This window comes from Amycolatopsis jejuensis, from assembly GCF_000717335.1.
Classification (GTDB): domain Bacteria; phylum Actinomycetota; class Actinomycetes; order Mycobacteriales; family Pseudonocardiaceae; genus Amycolatopsis; species Amycolatopsis jejuensis.
This window is the reverse complement of record NZ_JNYZ01000026.1, coordinates 1-26,967: the sequence shown is the minus strand read 5'-3', so window position 1 is coordinate 26,967 and position 26,967 is coordinate 1. Positions and strand designations below refer to the sequence as shown.

Below are 26,967 nucleotides of genomic sequence, written 5' to 3'. Positions count from 1 at the left end.
CATGTCCGTCGCCGCCGAAGCCATCGAGACCGCGCTGCACCAGGTACTGGATCCGTGTTCGATCGCCGCCAATGCTCCGCTGAGCATCGTCGACATGGGCCTGGTCCTCGGATTCCGGGAGCACGACGGAACTGTCGAGGTCACCCTGTGCCTGACGTCGCCGATGTGCTTGCTGGGCACGCTGATCGTGCGCGATGCCGAAGACGCGGTGGCCGCCGTGCCCGGCGTGGCCGAAGTCCGGGTCCACGTCGACCCCGAACCGGTCTGGACACCCGACCGGATGACCGACGCGGGCCGGACCCAGCTGGCCGAACGCCGATCCGCGGGCCGTCGGCTGCTGTCGCTGAGCGCCAAGAGTGCGACATGAGGGTGATCACCGGACAAGGGCGGCTCGACGGCCGGGAACACGGCGGCGTCACGAAATTCCTCGGCATTCCGTACGCCACCGCAGACCGATTCCGCCCACCGATGCCACCTCCCGGATGGACCGGCGTCCGGGAAGCGGGAGTCGCCGGACCGGCAGCCCCGCAGCTTCCGTCACGGCTCGAGAGCGTCATGGGGCCCGCTCCCCGAGCCACGTCGGAAACCGACTGCCTGACGCTGAACATCTGGACGCCAGACGTCTCCGGCGCGGCACCGGTGCTGTTCTGGCTGCACGGCGGCGCATGGGCCACCGGATCGGGCGGCTGGCCGTGGTACGACGGCAGTATCCTCGCCGCGCAGCAGGGAATCGTCGTCGTCACCGCGAACTACCGGCTCGGCCCGCTCGGATACCTCTACCTCGCCGAGCTCGACCAGGCCTTGGGGAACGGCAACTTCGGGTTCGCCGACCAGAGCGCCGCGCTGCAGTGGGTCGCCCGGGAAATCGGTGCCTTCGGCGGTGATCCGGCGAAGATCACGGTGGGCGGACAATCAGCGGGTGCACATTCGGCTGCCTTGCTGGCCGCCGCCGAGGCCACGCGTCCGCTGGTCCGGCGAGTCTTCCTGCAGAGCGGACCGTACGGCTGGCCGCTGCAAACCCCGGCGGAGGCAACGGAAGTCGCGGCCGCGGTCGTCGAGGGGCTCGATGACCTGCGCACCGTCGCGCCGGACCGCCTGCTCGCCGCAGCAGGCCGGGTCGCCGTTCAACGGCACACCTTCGGGGGCATCGTCCCCCCGCTGTACCCGACGGCCACCGCAGAGTTGCCTTGGGCCAGCCCGCTCGATGCGCTGGATCGGAACGCAAGCCAGGACCTCGACGTGCTGGTCGGTACCACCAGCGAGGAGATGCGCGCATTCTTCGACCTCGATCCGGCGGTCGCCGAGGCGAGCAAGGCCGACGTGATTGCCGAACTGGACCGGCGATTCGGCGACGGCGAACGGGTCTATGCGGCTCATGAGCACGGCCAGGCTCCTGGCCGGGTCCTCGGTGCCGCCCTCACCGACAGCGAGTTCACCACCGCCGCGGTCGCGGTGGCCCAGCAACGGGAAAAACGCGGGAAACCTGCCTTCGTCTACCAATTCGATTGGCGCGCAGGCCCGTTCGGCGCGTGCCACTGTGCCGAGCTGCCGTTTGTCTTCGGCACTGCGGAAGCCTGGGCCGAGGCACCGCAATTACGCGGCATCGACGCGGAATTCGCTCCGCTCTCCCGTTCGTTCGGCGACCGCCTCGGCCGTTTCGTCCGCGACGGAAACCCCGGCTGGTCACCCTTCACCACCGCCGACCCGACCGTTTTCCGGCTGTCTTGAACGAAGAAGTGGCCACTGCCGCAAGGAGCATTACCGGGATTTCCCCGTCACCGCGGCTTTCGGGTGCCGGGCGAAGGCGTCGACCATCCCCTCGATCGCCGACAGGCACCGGTTCCGGTCCGCGAAGGTAGAATAGACCAGCCCCCCGGCAGCGCGGCGATTTCCGTCATGGCAAAACCGTCGAGAATGGTGTCATCGAAGGCCTGGTCGGTGCCCACGATGAGGTCGTTCTTCCGGGCGAATTCGGCGAGCTGTTCGAGCGCGCGGCGGCTGTACCGGGTGGCGGTGGGGTCGCGGGTCCGGCACGTCGTTCGCCGCGAGCCCCATCCCGACCTCGATCGCCGCAGGTGACGGCCGCGCGGTGACGAGGCTGGCGGGCACCACCACCCCGGTGTTGGTCAGCAGCGCGATCAGACGGCGTCGACGGAGGGCAGGTACGTCTTCCAGAACCCCGGCGGCGAGCAGCCAGCCGCGCCTGCTGCTCGCCCTGGAGCTCCCGGATAACCATGAGAAGTCTCCATTTCCCGCGCAGACAACCGCTCGAGAGGCGGCCGGATGTCCTTCCGCGCAGCAACTTCGGCCATGGACGGACGCTTCGACCTTCGCCAGCTGGGCCGGGCACGCCCCCTCCGGTGGAACACTCACCAATTGCGAACTGAATCTCGCGATCGCCGACCTACGCAGCTGCCGTCCCTCCGGCCAGATCACTACTCCTCATGAGAAAGTCAAGGACAAGACCTGGCGTTGACAACTATTGCGAATAGAAACTCGCACCTTACAGGTCAAGTCAGTCGCGCGGCGGCCACTGCTGCCCCATCCGCGGGCCAGCCCCCTCCGCAGCCACTTGCGATCGATCAGTCGCTGCCCTACTCTCGGATACTCAGAGCTGGAGCACCTCTTCAAGAGCGATCATTCGCATATTTCGTCCCCGTCCCACGTGGAACACCTCGCCAGATGGAACGGGAAACCACTGCCGTCCCGGTACAGCCGACCCCGAGAGCGAGAACGAACAATGACCAGCGAGCCCGGCAGTTACGACGAAGAAACCCTCGTCAAGGCCAAACGAGTCCAGCACATCCGCAAGGCGGATCGCGACTCGCTGTGGTTCCTCGGCGACAACGTCCAGATCATCTTCGACGCCTCGCACACCGAGGGGAAGCTCCTGCTCGCGTGGCAGCAGATGGCTCCCGGAGCAACCCCGCCGCTGCACGAGCACGCGGTGGAAGACGAGATGTTCTTCGTCCTCGAGGGGTCGATCACCTACTGGTCGGTCGGCCGCGAATTCACCGCGGGCCCGGGTGATGCCGTGCTGCTCCCGGTCGGTGTTCCGCACACGCTTCAAGCCGACCCCGAAGTCGGCGCCACCTTCCTGCTGCTCACCTCGCCCACCGGATTCGAGGACTTCCTGCGCGAAGTCTCCGAGCCCGCCGAATACGACGGGCCGAAACGCGGCTGGCAAATGGATGAGGAGACCGCGCGGAAACTCACCGCCGCCGCCGGGAAAGCGCAGATCAACATCATCGCGCCGCCCGGAGTTCGGCCCTGACCGGGAAGCACCCCGGTTTGCCTGCCTGTTCCGCATGTCCGGCTCCGGGGTACCGCCGGGCAGGCGATGCGCTGCCCGGCAAGCACATCGGACGCCGGCTCATCCCGCAGGACCTGACCACCTCCTCATGCAGGACGTCTTCCACTCCGTCGGCAGCAGGTCAACCTCGTGCAGTGCGTCGACCACAGTGCCGCGATCCTCGGGGCCTGCCAGCCTGGTGAACGCGCCGACATCGGCTCCGCCGCCAGGTTCGGCGGCAGCCAGTCTCCTGAGCCGATCGGCAGACAGGTTGCGTCGTTCGTCGCACAGCCTCGTTCGGTGCACTGCCGCGGGTCGTCATTCGGCGTTTGCGGTCCGTATGTCGGCCGTCGTCTCGAAGCCAAACAGCTCCTCCAGTGTGGCGAGCGATTCGCCCATCAGCACCTTGCTGACCGCAGATCACCAAGGAGGGTACCGGGAGCGCAAACGCCCGCACCAGAATCGACCCGGACTCGAACCGGCCGGCAGGTCGTCGACGGTCGTCTGGGGTTTCCGGCCGCAACCGCGCCACCTTCCCCTCCGTCAAGTCACCGGTGAGCAGCCCGCGCTGTGCCACATGCTCCGGTTGTCCATCGCGACGAACGATTTCGCCCGGCCGGGACGTGCCTTGATGCCGGGCGACCGCGCTGGAAACCCGTCCCGGGCTGCCGCGCGGATCGGCCACCACCTCATGGACGTCCTCGAAGTACGGCCGGGAAATGGCGCGGACGTCAGTCGGCTGTCCGGGCAAAGCGTCACGTGAGCCGGCGTTGGGCGTCCCGGCATTCTCCAACGGGTAGACCGAATCGATCACCGGTTGCAGTGAACCGTCGGCCAGCAGCGGAAGGAAGGCACGGATCTCGTCAAGGTGGGCGGGTGTGCGCCCCGCGGATGTCGATCTCCTTGCGGTGGATGCCCACGGGCTGCACCTCAGCGACGCGCCCGGGGTGCGAGCCCATCGCGACCAGCCGCCCATCGTGGCGGAGCGAGTCGATGGACAGGTCGCCCCGTCCGCCGGTGAGCTTCACGACCGCGTCGGCGAAATCGGGCACCTGCCGGGACTTTCGCCAGCCGTACCGCGGCGCTGCACACGCCGACCACGAGCACGGTTTCCCCCCTCGACGAGCTGCCCGCGGGTACGGAGCAGGTGCCAAGCCGTCAGGTACGCGACAATGCTGACCGCCGCCTGCCCATGACTCACCGAATCAGGAATGGGAATGGCGTTGCGCTCCGGCGCCGCGAGGTACTGCGCGTAAGTACCGTCGACGTGCTCCCCAACGATGACGAGCTCGTCGCATTCGCTCAACCGGCCCGCGCGGCACCCGGCACACTTCCCACAGGTCAGCGTCGGCAGTACGGCCACCCGCTGACCCACCTCCACGGCCGGGACCGTGTCTCGGTGAAAGTCGGGGCGGTCCACTCGATCAGCGACCGATATGTGCGGGGCGCGGGCCTCCCCTCCCCGGCCTGCGATCACCCCTTTGCGGTCGTTCATCAGCTTCACCAGTCGCGACTTAAAGCGACTCTATGTTCGCTCATAAGGCTGCCGCCCCGGAGTCATCGATCGGCCCCAACTAGCTTGTAGCCACAGCAATTAGCGTTGTTCGAATCTTTTGGAATCACTACTTGCGAGCAGTCGCTCGTCGATATACGCTGACGTCGGCCACCATGGGGCGTGGGACGCAGAGGGGGCGCCCACACCTCAACCGCCCAGCGGCAGCAAGACATCGCTGGGCACCACGAACGTTGCGGTTGCATGTCGCAAGTGCTCAATAAGGCAACGAATAGGGGTGCGCTATGCGTGTCGCTGGACTGACGTGCCGTCCGCCGGCCAGCGGCGATGCCGGTTGCAAACGGTCTTCCGGTGTCCGTACTCGGCAGGCAGGTCGCGTCACGCCGCCGCGGCCGTGGTACGCCACAACACACCATCGATCACCTTGCGATGGTCCATCCACCGACCCCAACTGATCGGGGCGCGGTCCCGGAGCAACGGCTCCAGGCGCGCCCACCGCTCATCGCCGACTCCCACTTGGCTTCTTGAAACTCGGATCGCGAACGTGATTCTCATCGAAAAACCCATCACAAAGTTTGAGGAGCGTGATGCACATGAGCACCATAGATGTCGACACCGAGGGGAATCGGATTCACGTCGAGGTCGTCGGGACCGGCGAGCCGTTGCTTTTGCTGCAGGATCTTGACAGCCCGCGGATGGTGCCCGGGCTCGGATCTTTGATCGACCTGCTCGCGATGAACCGTCAGGTCATTCTTGTCGACCCGGCCATCCGCGGCTGGAGCGATGACAACGGGACTTATACCGGTGAGATAGCCGCTCGTGACGCGTGCGCCGTCCTTGATGCGCTGGGCGTCGAGCGCGCGGATGTGGCTGGCTTCTGGATGGGGGGCTGCGTCGCCCAGGAGCTTGCGATCCGCTATCAGGACCGCGTCCGCTCGCTGATCCTGTCCTCGACGATCGCGCGAACCGACAGGTGGTTCACCTACATGATCAATACCCGGCTGCTGTTGCTGAAGCACGCCGGACTGGCCTCAGGACTGGGTCTGGGCATCTGTACGGACTTCTCGCCGAGATCCTTCCACGAGTACGCCGATCTGGTGGCCGGCTTCGAAGCGATGGGGCAGGCCATGATGGCGGAGAAAGAGAGCCCCGACCCGCGGGTCGACGGCAACGCCTACCGGCGCATTCTCAACCATGTGCTTGAGCACGACGCCGTCGCGCGACTGGCCGACGTTCACGTGCCTGCGCTGGTGATGGTCGGTGGGCTCGACCTGATGACGACACCGTACTTGGCGCGCGAACTCGCCGACGCACTCCCCAACGTCCAGTACCTCGAGTTTGAGCGCAATTCACACGTGCTCTGCCTGGAGGAACCCGAAAAGGTCGCCAACACCGTGGGCGAGTTCCTGGCGGCGCGCGCATAGGCATCGAGGTTATTCACGCGAGAATCAATAGATTCCCCTCGGCACGTCGTAGTGTGCGGCGGCCCGTTTATTGAAAGAAATCGGGTTACCACGCTCGATTCAATCAGAAACGGGCCGCCGGTCGTGTATCATACCGTGGGAGGCTTATTCATAAGCGCCGGAGGAAGAAGTAGGCTGACATATTTTTTCGATGGGCAGCGGTATCGGCCTGCTTCTTCGCTGAGCATTCGCTATGTCTAGGTCCCCTACCAACCGCGGTGAAATCAGCGCGGGCAGAGCAACTCGGGACCGTCCGCAACCGGTTCGGCAGGCCGGAGAACAGAACCGAGTCCGTGCGATCGCACCATTCTCAGGTCGGCTTGTTCGAGCGCAGTCTCGAGCATCACGTCCCGTGATGTCTCCGGAACCGCAAGCGCTGCATGAGGCGGGTCACCCGATCTGCTCTGGTGTCACATCGGCTGTTGCCGCGACCGATCGGGCTGCGGTGGCCAGAACCCGCAACAGATCCGGCCCGACCTCGGCCCATCCCATCAACAGCAATGGATCCACGGCGTCGAACGCAGCCTTCCCGTAGCCACCGGCCATGAGCGGGTCAGCCACGTTCAACGCAAGAGCCACCTGCCGGATGCCGAGCAGAAGCCCTAGGATCGACCGCTGGCGTAGCAAGCGCCGCAACCCACGCGGGCACGCCAAGACGCAGCGCGAGGCTCCGGACATTGCCGAAACCAAAGAGGAACGTGAGACCGACCAACCACGTCACCGTCCGGACGACGGCAGCGCCATCCAAACCTGACCGAGCGGATGCTTGCGCGCGTCGAATCATCGAGGATCACCCACCTCGATGCGCGGCCCCCCATGAGTGTCGCGGGTGGAACCCGACGTTCACGCAGCTTGTTCAACACAGCCTCGTCAATCCGCTCTGGCGAAAGGTCGCATCCGCACACCATGCCGACGGAGAACGTTGCGCCGCTCAATGCCGAACCGCTCGCCAAGTTCGTAAACCGTCGCGCCAGCCCCATAGCCCGCGGTCTACCGCTCGATCTGATCCGCACCGAGCCGCCTAGTCCTGCGCTGGGCGGTTTTTTCGTCCGCCTGATCTCGGTTTTAGCCGGGCAATCTTCAGCTACCGTTCAATAGCCGGAGCGATCGTGGAGCAAGCCTTGCCCCCGTTTGGTTCTGGATGCCAGAACTGCTCCAGAACGGGCGCCGATCGGGTGCGCCGAGAAGGTCTCCGGTGCAACTGGCGGCGACCTTCCAACACTCCGGGCCGGAGCACACTCACCCGGCAGACCCTTCACGGTTACCACCGCCAACCCCCACGACCTTGGCACTGGGCCTGAGCACGTCGACGCTGCCGTGACCGTTCCTTCCATAAGCGCGCCCGATACCCCTATCGCGGACTACCGCCTTCCGGATCTTCGACCGTCGTGTTTCGCTCACCTGGAACTCACGCCGTGATGGGAGGAATGCCTTGGCAGCTCTGCATTGCGCAATCGCATCCTGCTGGTCGTCCTGCCCATTCTGGCGCCGAAGACGGAACCGGTGATCGCCCTGATCCTCGGCTCGAGAGAAAGAGACAACAGAAGCACATGCAACCCCTCCGCGGAACCACCGTCGTCTCCCTCGAACAGGCCATCGCCGCTCCGTATGCCACTCGCCAGCTTGCCGACCTCGGCGCTCGAGTCATCAAAGTGGAGCGGCCGGGTACCGGCGACTTCGCCCGCGACTACGACACGCGCGTGCACGGGCTCAGCTCACATTTCGTGTGGGTCAACCGCAACAAGGAGTCACTCGCGCTCGACTTCAAGGACTTGCGGGGCATGGACGTGCTGCGTCGGCTGCTCGCCGAGGCCGACGTCTTCGTCCAGAACCTCGCACCTGGCGCGGCCGAACGCGCCGGCCTGGGCTGGGACGAGCTGCATGCGACCCACCCGGGGCTGATCGTCTGCGACATCTCCGGCTACGGCTCGCCTGGCCCGTACACCGCCGCGAAGGCATATGACCTGATGGTGCAGAGCGAATCCGGGCTGCTGTCAGTGACCGGCACAGCCGAGGAGGTTGCAAAGGCAGGCATCTCAGTGTCCGACATCGCCGCCGGGATGTACGCCTACAGCTCGGTCCTGGCCGCCCTGCTGGAGCGCGGCCACACGGGCGAGGGAACACATATCGATGTGTCGATGCTGGAGGCCACAGTCGAGTGGCTGGGTTTCCCGCTGTATTACGCGTTCGACGGCGCCCTGCCGCCACCGCGGGCAGGCGCAGCACACGCGACCATCTACCCGTACGGTCCCTTCACTTCAGGGGACGGCAAGGTCGTAATGATGTGCATCCAGAATGAGCGGGAGTGGGCGGCGTTCTGCGAACGCTTCCTGCGGTGCCCAGAGCTGGCCACACACCCGGACTACGACGGCAACGCGGCCCGCAACTCCAACCGTGCGGCTCTTGGCGCCCTCATCGCCGCCCGGTTCGCCGAGCTCACCAGCGCGAGGGCCGTCGAGCTGCTCGCGGCCGTGCCGGTGGCGCATGCCCGGGTCAATTCGCTCGAAGAAGTATGGAAGCACCCACAGCTGGCGGCCAGGGGCCGCTGGCACCAGGTGCAGACCCCGGCGGGACCGATCCCCGCGCTCGCCCCTCCAGGGCTGGTCGACGCAACACCGCGGATGGACCCGGTACCCGGACTCGGCGAGCACACCCGGAGCATCCTCGCCGAAGTCGGCCTGACGGACGACGAGATCGACGACCTGGTCGCTGGACGTTCCATCTGACCGAGTCCAGCGAAGCGCAGTGAGCTGGCTGCTCGTACCGGCGTCCTGGCCCGGCCGGTTCGCGAAAGCGGTCGGCAGCGGGCCGACGCCGTCATCGTCGATCTGGAGGACGCCGTGGCCCTCGGCGACAAGGCCAGCAAGCACGCCGTATGGTCCCGGGGCGCCGTCCTGCCGGTGGTTGCCAGGATCAACGACACGCGGTCCGCGGGGTTCGCGGAGGATCTCGCGGCGTGCCGAGCCGCCGTTGTACTTCCCAAGGCGGAGTCCAGGTGGAGGTACGGGACCGTGCCCGCGTGCTCCCGTGGTCGAGTCGGCGCGGGGATTGATCCATCCGGCGCAGGTGCCGCACGTGCACGCGGCCTTCGCGCCGGACGAGGACGAGGTGCGCTGGGGCCCGGCGGGTGCTGCCGGTGGGGTGAGATGATCGACCGGCCCGTCGTCGAATTCGTCCGTCGCACCATCCGCCAGGCCGAGCGCCGCGCGGCACACCTCGTCATGACTCGTACGTCACTGGGAAGGCGGCGCACTACCACCGTGGACATCGCCCAGCTCCGCGACTTCATCGCTGCCGTCGACGCCGGCAGCCTGTCCCGAGCCGCTGGCGTACTGCACGTATCCCAGCCGGCGATCAGCCAGCGCATGGCCAACCTCGAGGCACACCTCGGCGTCCGGCTCCTGGACCGCGGCCCACGAGGGGTGCGGCCAACACCCGCAGGCGAGGCGCTGTACCGGGACGCGCAGCAGCTGATCCGGCAGTTCGACCGGCTCACCCGGGACATCACCGTTGACCGGCCGCAGGTGCGCGGCCCGGTCGCGGTCGGCTTGCCGACGACGGTGGCCGCGCCACTCGCCCCAGCGCTGTTCTCCTGGGTGCGCACCCACTATCCCGGCATCCATCTCCAGCTGTTCGAGTCGATGAGCGGATACGTCAACGAGCTGCTGCTCGCCGGTCGGCTGGACCTGGCCACCGTCTTCCGCGAGGATGACGCGCCGCGCTCGGCGGAGCTGCCGCTGTACTCGGAGGAGCTGTATCTCATCGGCCAGCCGAAGCCTGCCCCCGCGTCGCCGGACGAGGTGTCCCTGGTCGACCTTCGGCACGTGCCACTGGTCACGCCGGGGGTACACAGCAACCTGCGGACGCTCGTGGACCGCGCATTCGCCGCCCATGGGATGACGCCCCTGAACATCGGCGATGTCGAGTCGCTCGGCACGCTGTTCCGCATCGCGGAGAGCGGAGAGGCCTGCACGATCCTCCCGCGCTCGGTGCTGGCGATCCACGCTGATCCGAACAGCCTCGGCATCCGGCGCATCGTGGACCCCAGCCTGCGCAGGTACATCGCCGTACGCACCGCCACGGACCGCTACGAGCCGCGCGACAGCGTCGCAGCAGTCCACCGGGGCATTGTCGAAGTGACCCGAGAACTGACCGCCGCGGGCCGCTGGCCGGGCATCCACCTCACGTGACCCAATCCCGCGTCGCGAGGGTATGACTCGCGATTGCGACGAGTGGCCCCGTTGCGGCGCCTTTCGCCGAGGACCCGCGCGCCTGCCAGGTTTGAGCCTCACCGAGCACTTGGAGGCGCCGAAAACCCCGCATACGACCGACCGGCACAGGAAGATCCGTTGCCGGGCAAGAGCAAATCGTCCGACTTCGGCGTGCGGTCTCATAGTTGTGTCGGCGAGTTTTGACGGCAGTGCGGCATTCACGATCAAGTGTCACCGCTGATCGACACAGCTCGCGGTCGTTCGTCCTCTGCTTCACTCCGGGCGCTCGGCCTGTGTCTCTTGCCTTTTAGGACCACCACGTTGCCAATCGTGGAGCGACGTAGAGGTCGTTGTAGCCCAAGGGGCGGCGAGGATCGCGGGTGGCAAGGCGGCCATGATCTCGGCTGGGGTTCGATCGTTGATGGTGAGCTGGGCCGACCGCCAGCGATCGTGCACAGGTGGCCGCAGTACCCGATCCCAGGACGAAGCGCCGGATCGCTGGTCTGGACGAGGTCGCCGACGATGGTCATCTGGTGGGGCAGCGACGCATGACCATCCGCCAGGCCATCGCGGACAGTTCCTGCGTCTCGTCGACGACCACGTGCCCGAACGTCACCCTGCTCCCGGCTGCGGAGTTGGTGTCGCCGATAATCGCGGCGGCCTCGTCCAGCAAGTGGCGCACTGCAGCGTCGGCCAACGCACGCAGGTCGGCCGCGCCGAGCCGGCCGTCGGCGCTGCCACCATCGATGGCATCGCCGGTATCGGTGAACACCGCACTCTCCATCTGGTCGATCACGTGCTGAGCTATCAGTTCGATGAGCCGTTGCTGGAATACCGGCCAGGCCTGGCTGTGCGGTAATCCCGTACGAAAAGCCATGCCGAGGGCGGCAGTCAGGCGGATCCAGCCACCCTGCCTGCTGGTCGAACTCCACCTCAGCGCGACCGCCGTCTTGCCTGTCCCCGGTCCACCCTGCACCACAAGTACCCCGGCGTATCCGTCGCGGACGATGTGGTCCTGCTCGGCCTGCAGCGTGGTCACGATGTCGCGCATTCGCCCGGTTCGATCCGCGGTCGGCGCCGCCCATCAACGCGGCCTCGCGGCCCAAGGCGCCTTCCTCAGCAGTTCGCCGTCCAGCACAAGGACCGCCCGTCCTCGGGTCGTGATGCGCCGTCGTCTGCGTCCGCTAGGGGGCGGAGAACGCCGCTCCGGCAAGTGGATGGCGCGACGCGCGCGGTGCGCCAACGCCGCGAGCGAGCGGCACCCTCAACCCTCGACCTTTCCGACGCTCGGTGGGCCGCGATCGACGTGGACGTGCCCCGGAGTGGGGTACTGTATGCAGTATGTCGCTAGACCGCCCCGTTACCCGCCGTCTGCTGAGCGACGAAGTGTTCGACCGGCTTCGCGACTCGATCGTGCGCGGCGAACTGGCCCCGGGCGAGAAGGTGAAGGACGGCGAGCTGGCCCAGCGCCTCGGCCTGAGCCGGACGCCGGTACGCGAGGCGCTGAACCGGCTGGTCGACTACGGACTTGTGGAGGCCAGGCCCGGCGTCTACACCCGCATCACCACCGTCAATCGCCGGGACGCGGAGAAGACTCTGGCGGTACTGAGCGTTCTTCATCAGCTCGCCGTGGAAACCGGGGTGCCGCAGCTGGATCGGGCCGCGTTGCGGCAGTTGCGTACCGAGAATCGGACCTTCAAACGGGCGGTCGCCGCCGATGACATCGACGCGGCGTTGGCGGCCGACGATCGTTTCCACAGTATTGTCATCGAGGCTGCGGACAACCCCGTGCTCAGCCGGACGCTCGAGCAGTTGCATCCGTTGGTCCACCGGATCCTGTACCGGAAGTTCGCCAGCTTGCTCGGCGGCCGGAACACCGTCGAGCACCACGAGCAGCTGATCGAGGCCTGCGCCACCGGGGACGGACCCGCCGCCGGCAAGGTGGCGGGGGCGCACTGGACCGAACTCGGCGGGCAGATCACCCGGCTGTTCGAACGCGAGCAGCTGGCCTGACCAGAGTGCGTGGCCGGCCATCGCAGAACCCAGCCCGGGTAGCCGGTCACCACGGTCGCACTTGCCCCGGTAACGGCACCTCTCACGCTTGCTTAGTCACGCCGGGATGGGCCGAGGGTAAGCGCCGCAGGGCCGGGCTGCGCGAAGAAATCGTTCCCTTTGTCGTCAATGACGATGAACGCAGGAAAGTCCTTGACTTCGATCCTTCGGACGGCCTCCATACCCAGCTCTGAGTACTCGACTGTGTCGATCTTCTTGATGCAGTCCTGTGCCAGCCGCGCGGCCGGTCCGCCGATGGTGCCCAGGTAAAAACCGCCGGTCGCGGCGCAGCTGTGGGTGACAGCGTTCGAGCGATTCCCCTTGGCGAGCATGATGAGTGAGCCGCCCGCCTTTTGGAACTGCTCCACGTACGAATCCATGCGCCCGGCAGTCGTGGGTCCGAACGAACCGGAGGTATGTCCTTGCGGCGTCTTGGCCGGGCCCGCGTAGTAAACCGGGTGATTCCGCAGGTAATCGGGTAAGCCTGCGCCCGCGTCCAGACGTTCCTTCATCTTCGCATGTGCCAGGTCACGGGCGACGATCAACGTTCCGCTGAGAGACAGACGCGTGCCGACAGAGTGCCGAGACAGTTGTGCCCGCAGGGCGTCAATCGATTGATCCAGGTCTATCGGAACGACGTCGCCGACCAGGTCATCCGCGGTGGTATCGGGCAAGAAGCGGGCGGGATCGGTCTCGAGCCGTTCGAGAAACACTCCTTCCGCCGTGATCTTCGCCAAGGCTTGCCGGTCCGCGGAGCATGAGACCGCAACCGCGACCGGGCACGACCCACCATGCCGGGGCAGGCGCACTACCCGCACGTCGTGGCAGAAGTACCTGCCCCCGAACTGCGCGCCGATGCCCAGGCCCTGGGTGAGGTCCCAGATCTGCTGTTCCAGGTTGAGGTCCCGGAACCCGTGCCCGCCTGGCGAACCGGAGATCGGCAAGGAGTCGAGGTAATGAGCGGAAGCCAGTTTGGCGGTCTTCAACGCATACTCGGCCGAGGTACCACCGACTACGATCGCCAGGTGATACGGCGGACAGGCGGCCGTACCGATGGCCGCGATCTTCTCCGCAAGAAACCCAAGCAGGCTTCGCTCATTGAGCAGCGCTTTCGTCTCTTGGTAGAGAAAGCTCTTGTTGGCGCTTCCGCCACCTTTTGCCATGAACAAGAACTTGTACTCGTTGTCCCCGTCGGCGAGCAGCTCGACCTGCGCCGGCAAGTTGGTACCGGTATTGCGTTCTTCGTACATGCTCAATGGTGCCAGCTGCGAATAGCGAAGATTGAGTTTGCGGAAGGCGTCATAGACCCCGTGCGATAGATGCTCGGCGTCCGCGCCATCACTCAACACGTGTCGACCGCGCCAGCCTTGAATTATCGCGGTGCCCGTGTCCTGACACATGGGCAGCACGCCCCCCGCCGCGACGGCTGCGTTCTTGAGCAGGTCGAAGGCCACGAACTTGTCGTTAGGACTGGCGTTCGGGTCGTCCATGATCGCACGGAGCCGCCCGAGATGAGCGGGTCGCAGCAGGTGCGAAATGTCCCGGAAGGCTTCTTCCGCCAACAACCGGAGAACCTGTGGTTCGACGGTGACGAACTCCTTCTTACCGATGCGATCGACGCCGACTCCATCGGTGAACAACAGGCGGTATTCGGTGCCGTCGACCGCAAGGGGCAGCAGCGCCGTGTAATCGAATCCGGGCATTCCCATACTCAATTCTCGGTAAAGGTGGACGCCATCCCGCCGAGTGAGCCACGGGAGGGGACATGGGAATATTTCCCCGCCGTGTCGTGCAGATACCGGTCGAGCCGCACAGCACGATTCATTTCGTTGGTGACGATAGCCAGCCCCTCGTCAACGCCCATACCGGGCTTGGCCAGCAATTGGGTGGCCCCGGTGGCGATTCCGACGTGGGTACTAGCACGGGCCGAAAGGTCGGTCTCCGAGCAGGTTCCACCGATGAATGGACCTACCCCGCGGTCATGGCACGCCAATACGGCATCCACGGCGTGGTGAATTGACCCGAGGTCAGGCGTCTTCACCTGGACATGATGCGCCGCCCCCGCTTCCGCGAACGCCACGATGTCCTCGACCGTGTTGGCCCACTCGTCCGCAACGATCTGCACGCGCGATCCCCTCGCCTCCAGCAACGCGCGCAACCGGGACAGCACCTCGATCTGGGCATCTCGCGAGCCGGCGTCGATGGGGTGCTCCACACGCAGGAGATGCGGACCTGCCGCTTCCTCCAGCCGCCCAAGGAGGTCCGCAGTTCCGGCTACCGAACCTGACGCTTCGATACCCAGTGTTCCGTACACATCGAGGTGGATGATGGGGACGTAGTGCTCACCTCCCGCGAGTTTCCGGAGCCTCTCCCGGATCCAATGGAGGTAATCGATCAGGACGATCCCTCCCTGCCCGACCAGCTCACGTCGGTTGATCAAGCCGTGCGGAAGGACCGGAACCCGCTTGATGATCATTTTATCGACGTTGTCATAGCGGTCATCGCCGCTCTGCGCGTATAGCGGAACGCTCGCGAGGAGCCCTGGAAGCTGCCATTCATCCTTGAGGACGCGACCCATGAGGTGATGGCCGGCCGCGTGCGAAGCTGCATCGAGCAAAGCTTGCGACACGCCGTAAGAGGCAGCACCCCCCAAGCCGGGAATTTCCTGGATGAGGCGCTCAACATGCGCCGCTGACGCGCGGAAAGTGGTCACCTCCAGTCCGCGGACCAGCGGAGCGAGCGCAGTCTCGATCAGGCCGGCCAACTCGCCGGCGTGGAATCGCGGAGCACGACCACCGACTCCGGAATATTGCACACTGGCACAATCACCACGTGCTACGTAACCATCACTGAGCAGGAGCATCACGCAAACCGACTCAGCAGGCTCACGAACGGATCGGTAGCCCGGGGTCACCGCAGATCCTGAATAGAAATTTCCGTCCCGGAGTGCGCCGGACTTGATAGCCGCCTGATCATCAAAGAAGAAACCGCCCAGACCGGGAGACGCTATCACGTCTGCGATGGTCAGGGCCGACAAGTCGTTCACGTAAACTTCCTTTCCGGATATTTGTGAGACGATCAGCCTGACGGCTGATGCCACTGGCCCTACTTGGCGGCAGAGATCGTGGACAGCCGAAGATGAGATCGCCTGTTCGACGGTGAAGTACCTGCGCTCAAGTGGATAGCGTCGCAGTCTTGCGAGAGCAGGTATCGGCGAAGCGCGGATTCACCTCCGTCCGCAATGGCAGAGATCTTCACCGCGCAGCCGAGCGGCGGACCAAGGCCTGAGCCAGGACTTCCGCCGAATCGAGCAGAGGTACGGGCAAGGAGCCGGGTTCGAGCCCCAGCGGGATCTCGGTGCAACCTGCAATGATGACTTGCGCACCACGTTCGATCTGCCGATGTGCGGTGCGGATCAGCGGGTCTGACACCGTGGCACCTCTGCTGCCCGCTTTCACCGCCCGAATCGCGGCCATGACCTCGTGCTGGCCGACGTCCGGTTCGGGTGGGACGAGTTCGATCCCGAGCCGAACGAGCACCTGTTCATACAGCCCGGCCCGGACGGTGCCGGTGCTCGCGAGCAGTCCGACAGTACGGATCGGGGGCCGCAGCGCGGCCAGGTGCTCGGCAACCTCGCTGATCATGTCGACGATCGGCAGCCCCACGTGTTCGGCGATCTTCGGGACGAAGGCGTGCGCGGTATTGCACGGAATGGCGATCACGGTGGCGCCGGCGTCCTTGAGTACCTGGCTTCCGTGCAACAGCCAGGGGGTGGGGTCCGGCCCATCGCCCAGCAGAGCCTCGGTACGGTCGGGCACCGTGGGATCGGACCAGATGACCGTCCGGAAGTGATCCTGGTCCCGCACGCTCGGGGTCGCCTGGACGAGCTTGGCGTAGAAGTCCGCCGTCGCCGCTGGTCCCATTCCGCCGAGAATGCCGATCGTCTCTCGCGCATCGGCCGCGTGGCTCATCGAACGAAGTCCTTCATCGAACCAAGTCTTCCTGAAGAGGGTCGGGAGCCGGATCGGTGGCTACCTGCCGCGATGCATTCCTGGCCTCCCGTTTGGCCTCCGAACGGTCCACGACGGCGGCAGCAAGGGAGTTGCCGATTACGTTCACTCCGGTCCGAGCCATGTCGACGACGAAGTCGACGCCGAGGAGCAGCGCGACGCCCTCGGCGGGCAGGCCGATGGAATTCCCGGCTGCGATCAGCACGACGATCGAGCCGGAGGCCACGCCGGCTACCCCCTTGGAGAGGACGACCAGGACGCCGACCATGACGAGCAGCGCAGGCAGGGAGGTATCGGCACCGTAGGCGTTTGCGATGAATACCAGCGCGGCCGCCTGGTAGAGCACCGATCCGTCGGTGTTGAACGAGTAACCGAGGGGTACGACGAAGGACGTCGTCGACCGGCCGATGCCAAATCCTTCGAGCTTGCCCATGAGCGGGGCCAGTACGGCTTCGGAGCTACGGGTGACGAAGGCGACCCCGGCGAGTCCCGCGATCGTCTTCAGCAAGGCGAGGTAGCGAATGCGGTAGATGAGCGCGATGAGGGGGAAGAGCACCCCGACGACGATGACCAGTCCGACATAGACGACAGTGATGAAGCCCAGCAGGCTGCCGAGGTTGCCGAAGCCGTAATGCGCCACGTCATAGCTGATGAAGCCAAGCACCCCCAGCGGCGCGACGCGGATCACGTAGCCGACGACTTTGAACATGACTGAGGCGATGGAGTCCAGCACGGTGACGAAAGGCTTTGCCTTGTCGCCGATGGCCGCCATGGCTACGCCGACGAACACCGCGAAGACGATGGCGCCAAGCAGATTCCCGTCCGCGAACGCGCGGAAAATGTTCGCCGGGAACATGTGCAGGACCAGCTCGCTGAAATCGATGCCCTGGTCGAGAGATTTGAGGTCCGTGGTGTCCGCGGACCCGACCGAGGCACCGGTGCCGATGCCGGCCAGCTTGGCCAGGCCCACTGCGATCAAAAGGATCACGGTAGTGACGATCTCGAAGTAGAGAATGGCCTTGACGGCAATCCGGCCCACTTGCTTGACCGACTCCATCCGGGCGATGCCCAGCACGATCAACGGGAAGACCAGTGGCAGCACGATGATCTGCACCAGGTGCAGGAAGACGTCGCCGAGAAGCTTGAGCTGCTCACCCACCGCCGGCGCGAACGTACCGATGAGCGCACCGAGGCCAACGGCGATGAGCGATTGCACCCCGATGGGGAGTCTCCACCAGCGCCTTCGGGTCAGGGATGTCGCCACGCAGCCTCCAATATATTGCGCTTTGCGTACTGGGCGATGAGTCTGGCCGGGTCTGGCGGGCCTGTCAAGACTTCTGACGGAGCTGCATGTGGCGGTCCCAGCACAGCTTCGACACCCGGTAGACCGGTCGGCAGCAACGTCTACCGCTGGCCGCACGCGATACCGAGCATTCGCCCGCCAGCGTCGACATCTGTCCGGTCGCGCGGTACGCCAGAGCCGCACGATGGCTTGATCGGTGCGTTCCGCCTGTGCGTCCAGGGGAATACAGGCGCGCCGGTCACTGTGACCGGAGGTAAAGGCTTCACCCGCCGCGGTGTCGGCTACCGGAATCGGCTCGGTCGGGTGCGGCAAGACAGTCACTTGCCACAGTTCAGTGAGGCTGTAGCCGGCCATCAGCAGTTCGACGGTGTCGGCGCCGAAGCGTTCGCTCAACGCCGCGCGCAGCCCACTCAAGCACCGCGTACGGCTGGACGCTGCGCAGGACCGTTCACCGAATGGCGAGGCAGCCTTTCCAGCATTCGACCGGCCGGCAGCGGCGCGCCGTCACGATGCTGCTGGTCAGGGGCGAGGTCGCCGATTTGACTGCTCCATGAGATGCGCATGTCGGCCCTCGTAGACAAGTATGCGACGCGTGACACGGAGACTCTGCCTCCCGACGAGGTTCTGCGAATGCCAACCATCAGTGGCGCACGAGCGCTCGGCCTCGAAAGCGAAGTAGGCAGCCTCGATACGCCACACCTAGGGCCGAGTCTGCGCAGCGATCGCCATCTCGGCGGCGTCGTAACGACGCTCGGCAAAGACTGAGTGCGAGACCTTGTTCACCGCGAAGCTTTCGACCTGGCAAACCGGGCTGGCGTCTGGGAAGCAGTCGCACAGCGGCGTCCGGCGCGCTGAACGCCGTCCCGTAACAGTGTTGCGCCAAGATCGACGACCTTGGTTCGGAAGCTGGTGCGGGTCGTGGATGGCACGCCGGTGTCCACGCACGACCGCGGCATGTCCGCCGACGGTCTCACGCCCGGCAAGCGCAACGACTGCCGCGCCTGCACAGGCTCCGGCGTCGATCGGGCGGTGCGCGAAGGTCATGGCCGACGCCGGCTACCAGGTCCGTACGCAACCCGTAAGGGACAGGCGCCACTCCCGCCGTGGAAAGAAGATCGCAACACCGTCGGCGAGAGCTTCCGCGTCCAGGTCGAACACGCCCTTGGCGCACATGAAGTCCCGGAACATCCTGGGGTAGCTGCTGCCGCAAATCCGGCCCCGGGGCCACCGCCCGTTGACACCGATCAACAATCCATGTAGCCATTAAACATCCTATTGCATCAGTGAGGAGTGTCCGTGCGTAGTGACGACCGGCCGGCCGGCCTTCCCTTCCGGGTACGTGATCACTTCCCCTACGCCAAGCAGGCCGCTTACCTCAACTCGGCCGCGATCGGGCTTGTGCCGTCGCCGGTTCGCGGGCAGGTCGAGGTGCTGTTGCGGGATATCGCGAATCGGGGGACGAGTGCGTATCTCGAAGCCGCACCACAGTTCAGCGAGGCTCCGCGCGAAGCCGGCGCGCGGTTGTTCAATGCGGAACCGGGTGACATCGCCCTCGTCACGAGCGCGTCGGAGGTCATGAACCAGATCGCGCTGAGCTTGCGGCCGGGCCGGGGCGCGAACATCGTCACCGTCGACACCGAGGTGCCCGCAGTCACCTTTCCCTGGATCCGGCTGGCCGAGGACACCGGGCTGGAGGTACGCATCGTCGACACGTCAGCGGATCGGTCGGAGCTGACGATCGAGCGCATCGCCGAGCTGGTCGACGACGACACCGCGGTGATCGCGGTGAGCCTGGTGGAGTGGGTCACCGGTCATCGGTTCGACCTGACGGCGCTGGCCGATCTGGCTCATGCGCACGGTGCCATCGCGGCGGTCGACTGCTACCAGGCGGCAGGCGTCGTGCCGCTCGACGTCACTGCCTCCAGGATCGACCTTGCGGTGGCCGGTTCGTTCAAATGGCTGTGCGGTTTCAGCACCGCCGCCGTCTGCTACCTCCACCCCGCGTTGAGCGAGCGGATCCGCCCGGCGCTCGCCGGATCGGTCACGAGTGCGCCGAAGCCGCCTTACGACCACATCGACGGCACTGTGCTCGACTATGCGGCGGGAGCTCGGCGCCTCGAGTACGGCAGCGGCTCCACGCTCGCCCGATTCTCCCTGGGGCTGTCCATCGACTACCTGCTCGACATCGGGATCGAGCACATCTCGGAACACGTCGCCATGCTCACCGACCGGCTGGCCGGCGGGGTGGACCGCTTGGGCGGCCGCGTGATCACCCCACGCGACCGCAAGCAGCGAGGCGGGATCCTTTCGGTCGAGATCCCCGGGCGGGACAGCGTGGCCGTGCACACCGAACTCGAACGGGCCGGCGTGATCTGCTCACCCCGGATGGGGTTGATCCGCTTCTCCCCGCACCTGTTCACGGCGATCGCCGACATCGACCAAGCCCTCAACGCACTCGAGAGCATCATGTCGGCGCCATAGAAGGCTGCTTCCACCGGCAATGCCGAGGAAGGACTTCCCCCCTCTTCACCGTTGAGTGGGTGCAAGGAAGGCGCGGATATCCTCGACCCATCGCCGGCGCGAGACTGTCTCCACGTACATCATGTGTCCTGCCGGATATCGACGCGAGATGACCCGCTCCAATGGCAGGTCGTACTGCCGCACCAGGTGTTCGGCCATTCCGGTTGTGGCCATCATGTCGTAGTGACCGGTCGCGAGGAACAGGCGGGAGTTCGTCACCTGCTTGAGGTACTGGCTGATCTTCGCCGGGTAAGGGTACTCGGAGAACGGTGACGGTTTGCCGGCCGATCCGCTGGTGAAATCCCACTGCTCGTCCGCATCGGCGTCGTCGAGACGGTACTCGTGGCCGGCCGGTATCTCGAACCGGTCATGCAGGTACTGCCGTGCTCCCATCGCGAACGCCGGCTTGATCCGCAGGTCCACTGCGTCGAAAGACCCCTCCCGCAATGCCGGGTTGCCGGCCGGCAACGCATACCGGGCGTCGGACTGGCTCAGTGCCTTCCCCGAATCGGCGAACAACGCACCGCAGAACTCGCGATTGCTGACCCACAACCGGTTGCGCACGTAGGTGCTCGCGGCCAGGCCGGTGAGGTGCTCCAGCCGCTGCGCAACGGCCGACAACTCGGCCTCGGTCAGCAAGTTGACCTTCATCAGTGCCGACGCGAATTCGCCATAGGCGTACTCCGTCGCGAGGTCGAAAACCTCTTCCACGTCCGCTGCCTGTTTCGACGCAAGGCCGTGGAACCAGGCAGTCACCGCCTTGGTCGGCAGGGCGGCGACCGCGCCCGCGACATTACCCGGCCGGTCCCACGCGTCCAGGATGTTGGCGGCCTGGCTGACGAGCAGGATCCCGTCGACCGGCATCGCCGCGTCAGTCAGGAGGACATGGGCGAGGGCCGGTGCCCGTACCGTGCCGTAGGACTCGCCGAGCAGGTACTTCGGCGAGTCCCAGCGTCCGTACCGGGTCGTCCAGGCGAGTACGAGGTCGGCGAAGTACCGGGCGTCGCCATCCACGGAGTAGCAATCCCCCGGTGCCGCCTCGCCCGAGAACCGGCCGAATCCGGTGTTCACCGGGTCGATGAAAACCAGATCGGCGATCGGCAGGAGGGAGGATTGGCTGTCCTGCAGTGCATAGGGTGGCGAGATCGGGGTGGCCGGATCGTCCGGCAGGGCTGCGTATTTCGGCCCAAGGCCACTCAAGTGCAGGAACACCGAGGAAGAGCCGGGCCCGCCGTTGAACGCGAACACCACCGGCCGCGCGGAGTCCGGGTCCGGCACGTCGGCGAGATAGGAAAAGACCGACGCCGTCCCGGCCACGGCACCCGTCTCATCGCGGACGGGCATCAGATCCAGCGCGAAGCGATACGGCAAGGTCCGGCCATCGGCGGTGATCGAATCCCGCACCTCGTAATGCTCTTCCATTCGTCCTCCAGATCTCTTCCCGAACCTGACTGCAACAAGATATCGTAGTTCTCAACATCGTGTAGCACAACGGAGAGGCAGGTAGATGAGCGAGCCCCAGGAACTCGTCGAGACAGCATTGCGGGCGTCAGCCTCCGACGGCTGCGTAGTGATCGCGACCGAGGAGACTGAGGTCAACCTCCGCTGGGCGAACAGCAGCCTCACCACCACCGGTCATCTCTCGTCCGGTTCGCTCACCGTGACGTCCATAGTGGACGGCAATCGCGCGGCGACCGTCACCGGGCCGGTCAGCAGTGCCGAGGAGGCAGAACGGCTCGTCCGGGCCGCAGACGTGGCGGCCGCGGCCGCGCCGCCGGACGACACTGCCAGTCCCCTGGTGGCCCCCGACGGCAACGACCACGGCTGGTCCGGCGAGCCGGCCCGCACCTCGATCCGGACGTTGGACCGGTTCGTCCCCGATCTGGCCCGGGCATTCGACCGGTGCGCAGGCGACGAGATCGCCTTGTTCGGATTCGCCGAGCACCGGATGGCGTCCACGTTCGTCGGCTCGTCCACCGGCCTCCGGCGCCGGTTCGATCAGCCCACCGGCAAGGTGACGATCACCGGCAAGTCCGCGGACCTGTCCCGGTCGACCTGGGCCGGCCTGCACACCCGCGACTTCACCGACATCGACGTCGAAGCCACGGTCGACCGGATCGGCAGGCAGCTGGGCTGGGCCAGGAAGCGGATCGAGCTGCCGGCCGGCCAGTACGAGACCATTCTCCCGCCGAGCGCGGTCGCGGATCTCATGGTCTTCACCTACATCCTGGCGTCCGCCCGCGCCGCCGACGAAGGGCGCAGCCCGTTCTCAGCCGGTAGCGGGAACCGGATCGGCGAACAGCTTTCCCCCCATCCACTCACCCTGTACTCCGACCCGGAAGAGGACGGTTTGCAGTGTCCACCGTTCGAGCTGGTGAGTGGCCAGCCCGGGCCGTACCCGGCACCGTTTTCCGTATTCGACATCGGCCAGCCCGCCACGAGGGTCGACTGGATCGATGACGGCCGGCTCACCGATCTTCACCGCAGCCGCGCCTGGGCGAAACGGACCGCCGCCCGGCCACGGCCGTTCGTGCACAACCTGACCCTGACCGGTGCCGAAGGCGGACCGTCGCTCGACGACATGGTGGCGAACACCGAACGCGGACTTCTCCTGACCTGCCTGTTCTACGTCCGCGAGGTGGACCCGGCGAATCTCCTGCTCACCGGGCTGACCCGAGACGGGGTCTACCTCGTCGAAAACGGCCGGATCCGGGGAGCGGTGAACAACTTCCGCTTCAACGAATCGCCGCTGAGCGTGCTGAGCCGGCTCACCGAGGTCGGCCGGACCGAGCCCACGCTCGGGCGCGAGTGGCAAGGCTACTTCCCGCGCACCGCGATGCCGCCGATCCGCGTGCCGGACTTCACCATGTCGACGGTCAGCCAGGCACTGTGAGCGGCCACGGGTCGGAAGTGCAGACCGCATCCGCGCAGCCGGGCATCGAAATTCCTTCTGCGTAGCCGAAACGGCCTGGCGGGCCTGGTCGCGAGTGGTACCGGGAGGGCGCTGATGCCGGTTCCGGGCAGCGAAGATCGACTCGAACGGCAGCTCACAGCCGGGTGGGAAGCGGTCTCGCCACGTGAGGGTGATCGCATCGAAAACCAGGCCGGCGCGCGGGTACTCGACCATGGGCTGGCCGACGATTTCACGGACGTATCAAGCCGAGCACGGGGCAGGTTGAGCGCGGCCGCGGTACCGCCGGGCCAGCCACTCCGGGAGACCCGGGCGTCGCACGTCCACAGGGGAAACGGCTACCCTCGCGTACGCCCGGATCGGGGAAATCCGCACGTACGCGAGGGCATCGGCAGCCGTCTAGGACGCCTGGCTCACCGACGACATCGTGAAGTCCGGAACGCGGATCGGCGGCATCGCCGTGCGCGACAGGAAGTCGTGCGATTCCCGGCCCAGGGTGGGCTCGGTGCGGCCGACTTCGGTCAGCCTTCCCAGCAGGTCGATCGGTGACTCGTTGAACCGGAAGTTGTTGACCGCGCCTCGCACCCGGCCGTTCTCGACGAGATAGACGCCGTCCCGCGTCAGGCCGGTGAGGAGCAGGCTCTTCGGGTCGACCTCACGGAGGTACCACAACGACATCACCAGCAGGCCCCGCTCGGTGCCGGCCACCATGTCGTCGAGAGAAGGACCGCCCTCGCCACCGGACAGCATCACATTGGTGATGAACGGCTGCGGTTTCGTTCCCGTTTGCCGTGCCCAGGACCGGCTGCGGACCAGGTTGGCCAGCCGTCCGTCCTCGACCCAGCGAGTGGCCGATACGGGCTGGCCGTTGTCGAACACCGATTGCATTCCGGACGTGAGAACACTTCCGGTGACGATGTCGAACGGGGCACATTCCAGGCCGTGCTCCGCCGGGTCGGAGTACAGGCACAGCGGGAGATCGGACAGCCGCTCGCCGATCCGGTTGCCACCACCGGCCGTGGACGCGAACACACTCCGTCCCTCGTCCGCCCTCCTGGCGTCCGCTTCCACGTACGCATGTACAACCAGGTCGGCCACCGCCGCGGGCGCCAAGATCGTCTCATACCGGCCGGGAGGCAGCTCGATCTTCGACTCTGCCCATTCCAGCCGCTGCCGGAGCCGGTCGACCTCGGCCGGGAGGTCCACCTCGGTGAAATCACGGGTGGGGCTGCCGATCCACGCCGACCGCGACAAGTCAGGGGACTTGCCGGTGATCATCACGTGTCCGGTCGGCTGATCGAACCGGCGGCGCAGACCGGTGGACGTCCCGAGGAAGGTCGAGGTCATCCGATGCTCGGCGAATCCGAACAGTTTCAGCTCATCCCGCTCGCACTGCTCGAATGCCTGCGCCAAGGCCGGCGCGAAACCCTCGAAGATCGCGGCCGAGGTGCCGGGAGTGTCCGCTTTCCAATCGTCATCGTGCTCATAAGGCTCGACCAGCGGACTGGCCTCATCCGACGGTGCCGCGTTGCGCGCCGCGGCATCCGCCGATCTGACCAGCTCCGCCGCTTCGTCCAGGCTCGTGACCACCCCGGTCTCCACCCCGGCGCGGTCGCCGTCGACCACGGACACCACGGTCAGCGTCCGGAAACTCATCTGCCCGTTGGTCGTCAGATTGTTGTTTGCCCAGCGCAGATTCGTCTCGGTCGTCTCGGCCGCGATCACCACGCAGCCGTCCGCCACCGACGCGTTCAACGCTGCCTCGACGATTTCCTGGGATGTGCTCACCGGCCGGCCTCCGTCCTGGTGTTGAGGATGTTCACATCACTGAACACCGCAGTGGGGCAGCCATGCGAGACCGCGGCCACTTGTCCCGGCTCACCTTTGCCGCAGTAGAAAGAACCGCCGAGCGCGAAGGTGGACGGTCCGCCAACCGCTTCGAGCGAACCCCAGAAGTCGGTTGTCGTCGCCTGGTACGCGACGTCCCTGAGCTGGCCTGCCAGCCGGCCGTTCTCGATCTTGTAGAACCGCTGCCCGGTGAACTGGAAGTTGTAGCGTTGCATGTCGATCGACCACGAGCGGTCACCCTCGACGTAGATGCCGCGGGTCACGCCGCTGATCAACTGCTCCGTGGAGGGACCGTTGTCGGCGGGTTGGAGCGATACATTGGGCATGCGCTGCAACGGGATGTGGCGGGACGAGTCGGCGAATGCGCAGCCGTTCGATCGCCCGAATCCCTTCATGTCGGCCATCTGCCGGTTGAGCTGGTAGCCGACCAGTGTGCCGTCCCGGATGAGGTCGAACTTCTGCGCCGCAACACCTTCGTCGTCGTAACCGATCGTCGCGAGCCCGTGGTCGGCCAGCCGATCACCGGTGACGTTCATGACCTTGCTGCCGTACTTCAGGTTGTTCAGCTTGTCGAACGTCGCGAAGCTCGTACCGGCGTACCCGGCCTCATAGCCGAGGGCCCGGTCGAGCTCGGTTGCGTGGCCGATCGATTCGTGGATGGTGAGCCAGAGGTTCGAGGGATGGACGACCAGGTCGTAGCTACCGGCTTCCACGCTCGGCGCCACGGCCTGTTCGGCAAGCAGACCGGGCAGTTCGGCCACCTCGCTGTCGAAATCCCAGCCGGTTCCGGTCAGGTACTCCCATCCTCGCCCGGTGGGCGGGGCGAGGGTGCTCATCGACGTGAACTGACCGGCTCCGCTGTCGAGGTGCACCGCCGTGAGCCGCGGCCAGATCCGGACCCGCTGCTGGGTGGTGGTCGTGCCCGCGGTGTCGGCGTAGAACTTGTTCTCGATCACCTGCATGAGCAGAGCGTCGACATGGTCGACACCCTTGGCCGACAGCAGTCGCCCGGAAAGGTCGGTCATCCGTTCCGCCCGGTCCGCTTCGGGCACCTCGAACGGGTTCTGCTCATAGGAGGAAACCCAGACGGCGTCGTGCACGGGTTCTGCTGCCAGCCGGACCGGGTCCCGGACCAGCACCCGGCCCACCCGCGCGGTCGACACCGCCAGCTCGGCCAGCGCGGCGGCGGCGTCGGTGGAACGGGCCACCCCGCTCGCAAATCCCCATGCCCCGTGGTGGATGACCCGCACCGCCAGGCCGAAATCCTCCTCGCTCGTGCTCGATTCCAGCTTGGCATCGCGCAGTTGCAACGTTCCGGTGCGGATCCGCTCCAAGCGGAAATCCGCATGTTCGGCACCCAGTTCACGGGCCCGGCCCAACGCGGCGTCGGCCAGCCTTCGGGCAGGCAGGTCAAGGAAGGATTGATCGATCTCCGGCACGGTGGCATTCCTCATTTCCCGCTGACGGGTCCAGCCCGGCGTGATGAGACAACGTTGCCAGGCAACCATTCCATTCCAAGTTGACCGATGTCAACACTTTGAGGATACTTTCAATGATTCATCGAAATGCGCCGCAATAGGCTGCAGCGCACGATCGCTCCGACCCATCAACGGAAGGCCACCATGACCGTCGAAAACTTCGCCATGGTCCGCGCAGGCAAGAACATCGGTTCGATCGAGGTGGTCGACTCCGGCGACCGGCTCGACATCACCTCTCGCGTCTCGGAACTGGAGGACAGCGGCTGGGGTGAGGGTTTGGTGGAGTGTGTGGGTTTGGGTGTGGGTGGGGTGCCGGTGTGGTGGCGGGTGTCGGGGGTGTCGTTGGCGGGTGCGGTGGTGTCGGAG

General features: G+C 66.0%; 22 protein-coding genes and 1 pseudogene. 12 read left to right on the top strand and 11 right to left on the bottom strand.

From position 1 onward, the window contains the following. Nucleotide 1: 1 nt before the first annotated feature. From OO71_RS31570 to OO71_RS31555, 4 genes are all read left to right on the top strand, one after another. Nucleotides 2-367 (top strand): metal-sulfur cluster assembly factor, encoded by a 366-nt coding sequence (locus tag OO71_RS31570; RefSeq protein WP_051792494.1) that lies wholly within the window; start codon nucleotides 2-4, stop codon nucleotides 365-367. Then, on the top strand, nucleotides 364-1,728 hold the full coding sequence (locus OO71_RS31565; RefSeq protein WP_084145410.1) for a carboxylesterase family protein: 1,365 nt from the start codon (nucleotides 364-366) through the stop codon (nucleotides 1,726-1,728). Before OO71_RS31570 ends, OO71_RS31565 begins: the two co-directional genes overlap by 4 nt. 1,012 nt (nucleotides 1,729-2,740) lie before the next feature. Continuing rightward, entirely contained in the window at nucleotides 2,741-3,274 is a 534-nt protein-coding gene (locus OO71_RS31560) for a cupin domain-containing protein (RefSeq protein WP_051792492.1), read from the top strand. Nucleotides 3,275-3,869: 595 nt separating this feature from the next. Beyond that, nucleotides 3,870-4,055, top strand: coding sequence for a hypothetical protein (locus OO71_RS31555; RefSeq protein WP_033293617.1), 186 nt, complete (start codon nucleotides 3,870-3,872; stop codon nucleotides 4,053-4,055). A 100-nt stretch (nucleotides 4,056-4,155) separates the two neighbouring features. Here the strand turns inward: OO71_RS31555 and OO71_RS31550 are convergent, their stop codons facing one another. Further along, nucleotides 4,156-4,344 (bottom strand): hypothetical protein, encoded by a 189-nt coding sequence (locus OO71_RS31550; protein ID WP_033293616.1) that lies wholly within the window; start codon nucleotides 4,342-4,344, stop codon nucleotides 4,156-4,158. Next, entirely contained in the window at nucleotides 4,317-4,787 is a 471-nt protein-coding gene (locus OO71_RS53430) for an alcohol dehydrogenase catalytic domain-containing protein (RefSeq protein WP_156096639.1), read from the bottom strand. The genes OO71_RS31550 and OO71_RS53430 overlap by 28 nt, the downstream gene beginning before the upstream one ends. Nucleotides 4,788-5,398: 611 nt before the next feature. Here OO71_RS53430 and OO71_RS31545 point away from each other — a divergent pair. Then, complete coding sequence (locus OO71_RS31545; protein ID WP_162186133.1) at nucleotides 5,399-6,229, top strand: alpha/beta fold hydrolase; 831 nt, start codon at nucleotides 5,399-5,401, stop codon at nucleotides 6,227-6,229. 429 nt (nucleotides 6,230-6,658) lie between these two features. Here the strand turns inward: OO71_RS31545 and OO71_RS53425 are convergent, their stop codons facing one another. Further along, nucleotides 6,659-6,835, bottom strand: a complete 177-nt coding sequence (locus tag OO71_RS53425; protein WP_425388719.1) for a hypothetical protein — start codon at nucleotides 6,833-6,835, stop codon at nucleotides 6,659-6,661. A 983-nt stretch (nucleotides 6,836-7,818) separates the two neighbouring features. Between OO71_RS53425 and OO71_RS31535 the strand changes: the two genes are divergently transcribed. Then, nucleotides 7,819-8,994: a CaiB/BaiF CoA transferase family protein gene (locus tag OO71_RS31535; RefSeq protein WP_033293614.1), complete on the top strand. Its 1,176-nt coding sequence runs from the start codon at nucleotides 7,819-7,821 to the stop codon at nucleotides 8,992-8,994. Nucleotides 8,995-9,414: 420 nt separating this feature from the next. After that, nucleotides 9,415-10,458, top strand: a complete 1,044-nt coding sequence (locus tag OO71_RS31530) for a LysR substrate-binding domain-containing protein (RefSeq protein ID WP_245633843.1) — start codon at nucleotides 9,415-9,417, stop codon at nucleotides 10,456-10,458. A 414-nt stretch (nucleotides 10,459-10,872) separates the two neighbouring features. Here the strand turns inward: OO71_RS31530 and OO71_RS53420 are convergent. Next, nucleotides 10,873-11,560: pseudogene (locus tag OO71_RS53420) on the bottom strand (hypothetical protein); the annotation flags it as partial. Nucleotides 11,561-11,820: 260 nt separating this feature from the next. Here OO71_RS53420 and OO71_RS31520 point away from each other — a divergent pair. After that, the gene (locus OO71_RS31520; protein ID WP_051792490.1) at nucleotides 11,821-12,492 is read left to right on the top strand and encodes a GntR family transcriptional regulator; all 672 of its coding nucleotides are present in this window, start codon (nucleotides 11,821-11,823) and stop codon (nucleotides 12,490-12,492) included. Nucleotides 12,493-12,584: 92 nt separating this feature from the next. Here OO71_RS31520 and OO71_RS31515 read toward each other — a convergent pair whose 3' ends face one another. The 4 genes from OO71_RS31515 to OO71_RS31500 all read right to left on the bottom strand — a co-directional run bounded on the left by OO71_RS31515 (nucleotide 12,585) and on the right by OO71_RS31500 (nucleotide 17,757). Further along, nucleotides 12,585-14,240, bottom strand: a complete 1,656-nt coding sequence (locus OO71_RS31515; protein ID WP_425388718.1) for a fumarate hydratase — start codon at nucleotides 14,238-14,240, stop codon at nucleotides 12,585-12,587. Nucleotides 14,241-14,242: 2 nt separating this feature from the next. Next, nucleotides 14,243-15,577: a methylaspartate ammonia-lyase gene (locus OO71_RS31510; RefSeq protein ID WP_211260654.1), complete on the bottom strand. Its 1,335-nt coding sequence runs from the start codon at nucleotides 15,575-15,577 to the stop codon at nucleotides 14,243-14,245. A gap of 208 nt (nucleotides 15,578-15,785) precedes the next feature. Beyond that, nucleotides 15,786-16,502: a cysteate racemase gene (cuyB, locus tag OO71_RS31505; protein WP_033293612.1), complete on the bottom strand. Its 717-nt coding sequence runs from the start codon at nucleotides 16,500-16,502 to the stop codon at nucleotides 15,786-15,788. A gap of 13 nt (nucleotides 16,503-16,515) precedes the next feature. Beyond that, nucleotides 16,516-17,757 carry a dicarboxylate/amino acid:cation symporter gene (locus tag OO71_RS31500; RefSeq protein WP_245633842.1) on the bottom strand — a complete coding sequence of 414 codons (1,242 nt, stop codon included), beginning with the start codon at nucleotides 17,755-17,757 and terminating at the stop codon, nucleotides 16,516-16,518. A 642-nt stretch (nucleotides 17,758-18,399) separates the two neighbouring features. Between OO71_RS31500 and OO71_RS53415 the strand changes: the two genes are divergently transcribed. Beyond that, the gene (locus OO71_RS53415; RefSeq protein ID WP_156096637.1) at nucleotides 18,400-18,609 is read left to right on the top strand and encodes an amidohydrolase family protein; all 210 of its coding nucleotides are present in this window, start codon (nucleotides 18,400-18,402) and stop codon (nucleotides 18,607-18,609) included. Nucleotides 18,610-19,140: 531 nt separating this feature from the next. Beyond that, entirely contained in the window at nucleotides 19,141-20,325 is a 1,185-nt protein-coding gene (locus tag OO71_RS31495) for an aminotransferase class V-fold PLP-dependent enzyme (RefSeq protein ID WP_033293611.1), read from the top strand. A 45-nt stretch (nucleotides 20,326-20,370) separates the two neighbouring features. Here OO71_RS31495 and OO71_RS31490 read toward each other — a convergent pair whose 3' ends face one another. Then, complete coding sequence (locus tag OO71_RS31490; protein WP_033293610.1) at nucleotides 20,371-21,786, bottom strand: S10 family serine carboxypeptidase-like protein; 1,416 nt, start codon at nucleotides 21,784-21,786, stop codon at nucleotides 20,371-20,373. A gap of 85 nt (nucleotides 21,787-21,871) precedes the next feature. Here OO71_RS31490 and OO71_RS31485 point away from each other — a divergent pair, with 85 nt between their 5' ends. After that, the gene (locus tag OO71_RS31485; protein ID WP_033293609.1) at nucleotides 21,872-23,257 is read left to right on the top strand and encodes a metallopeptidase TldD-related protein; all 1,386 of its coding nucleotides are present in this window, start codon (nucleotides 21,872-21,874) and stop codon (nucleotides 23,255-23,257) included. A gap of 417 nt (nucleotides 23,258-23,674) precedes the next feature. On the opposite strand, the gene OO71_RS31480 is transcribed toward OO71_RS31485, so the two are convergent. Both OO71_RS31480 and OO71_RS31475 read right to left on the bottom strand, forming a co-directional pair. Beyond that, the gene (locus OO71_RS31480) at nucleotides 23,675-25,063 is read right to left on the bottom strand and encodes a metallopeptidase TldD-related protein (RefSeq protein ID WP_033293608.1); all 1,389 of its coding nucleotides are present in this window, start codon (nucleotides 25,061-25,063) and stop codon (nucleotides 23,675-23,677) included. After that, nucleotides 25,060-26,562: a TldD/PmbA family protein gene (locus OO71_RS31475; protein WP_245633841.1), complete on the bottom strand. Its 1,503-nt coding sequence runs from the start codon at nucleotides 26,560-26,562 to the stop codon at nucleotides 25,060-25,062. The genes OO71_RS31480 and OO71_RS31475 overlap by 4 nt, the downstream gene beginning before the upstream one ends. Nucleotides 26,563-26,745: 183 nt before the next feature. On the opposite strand from OO71_RS31475, the gene OO71_RS31470 reads away from it, so the two are divergent. Next, nucleotides 26,746-26,967 (top strand): hypothetical protein (locus OO71_RS31470; protein WP_033293606.1); only part of this gene is annotated, 222 nt, incomplete at its 3' end.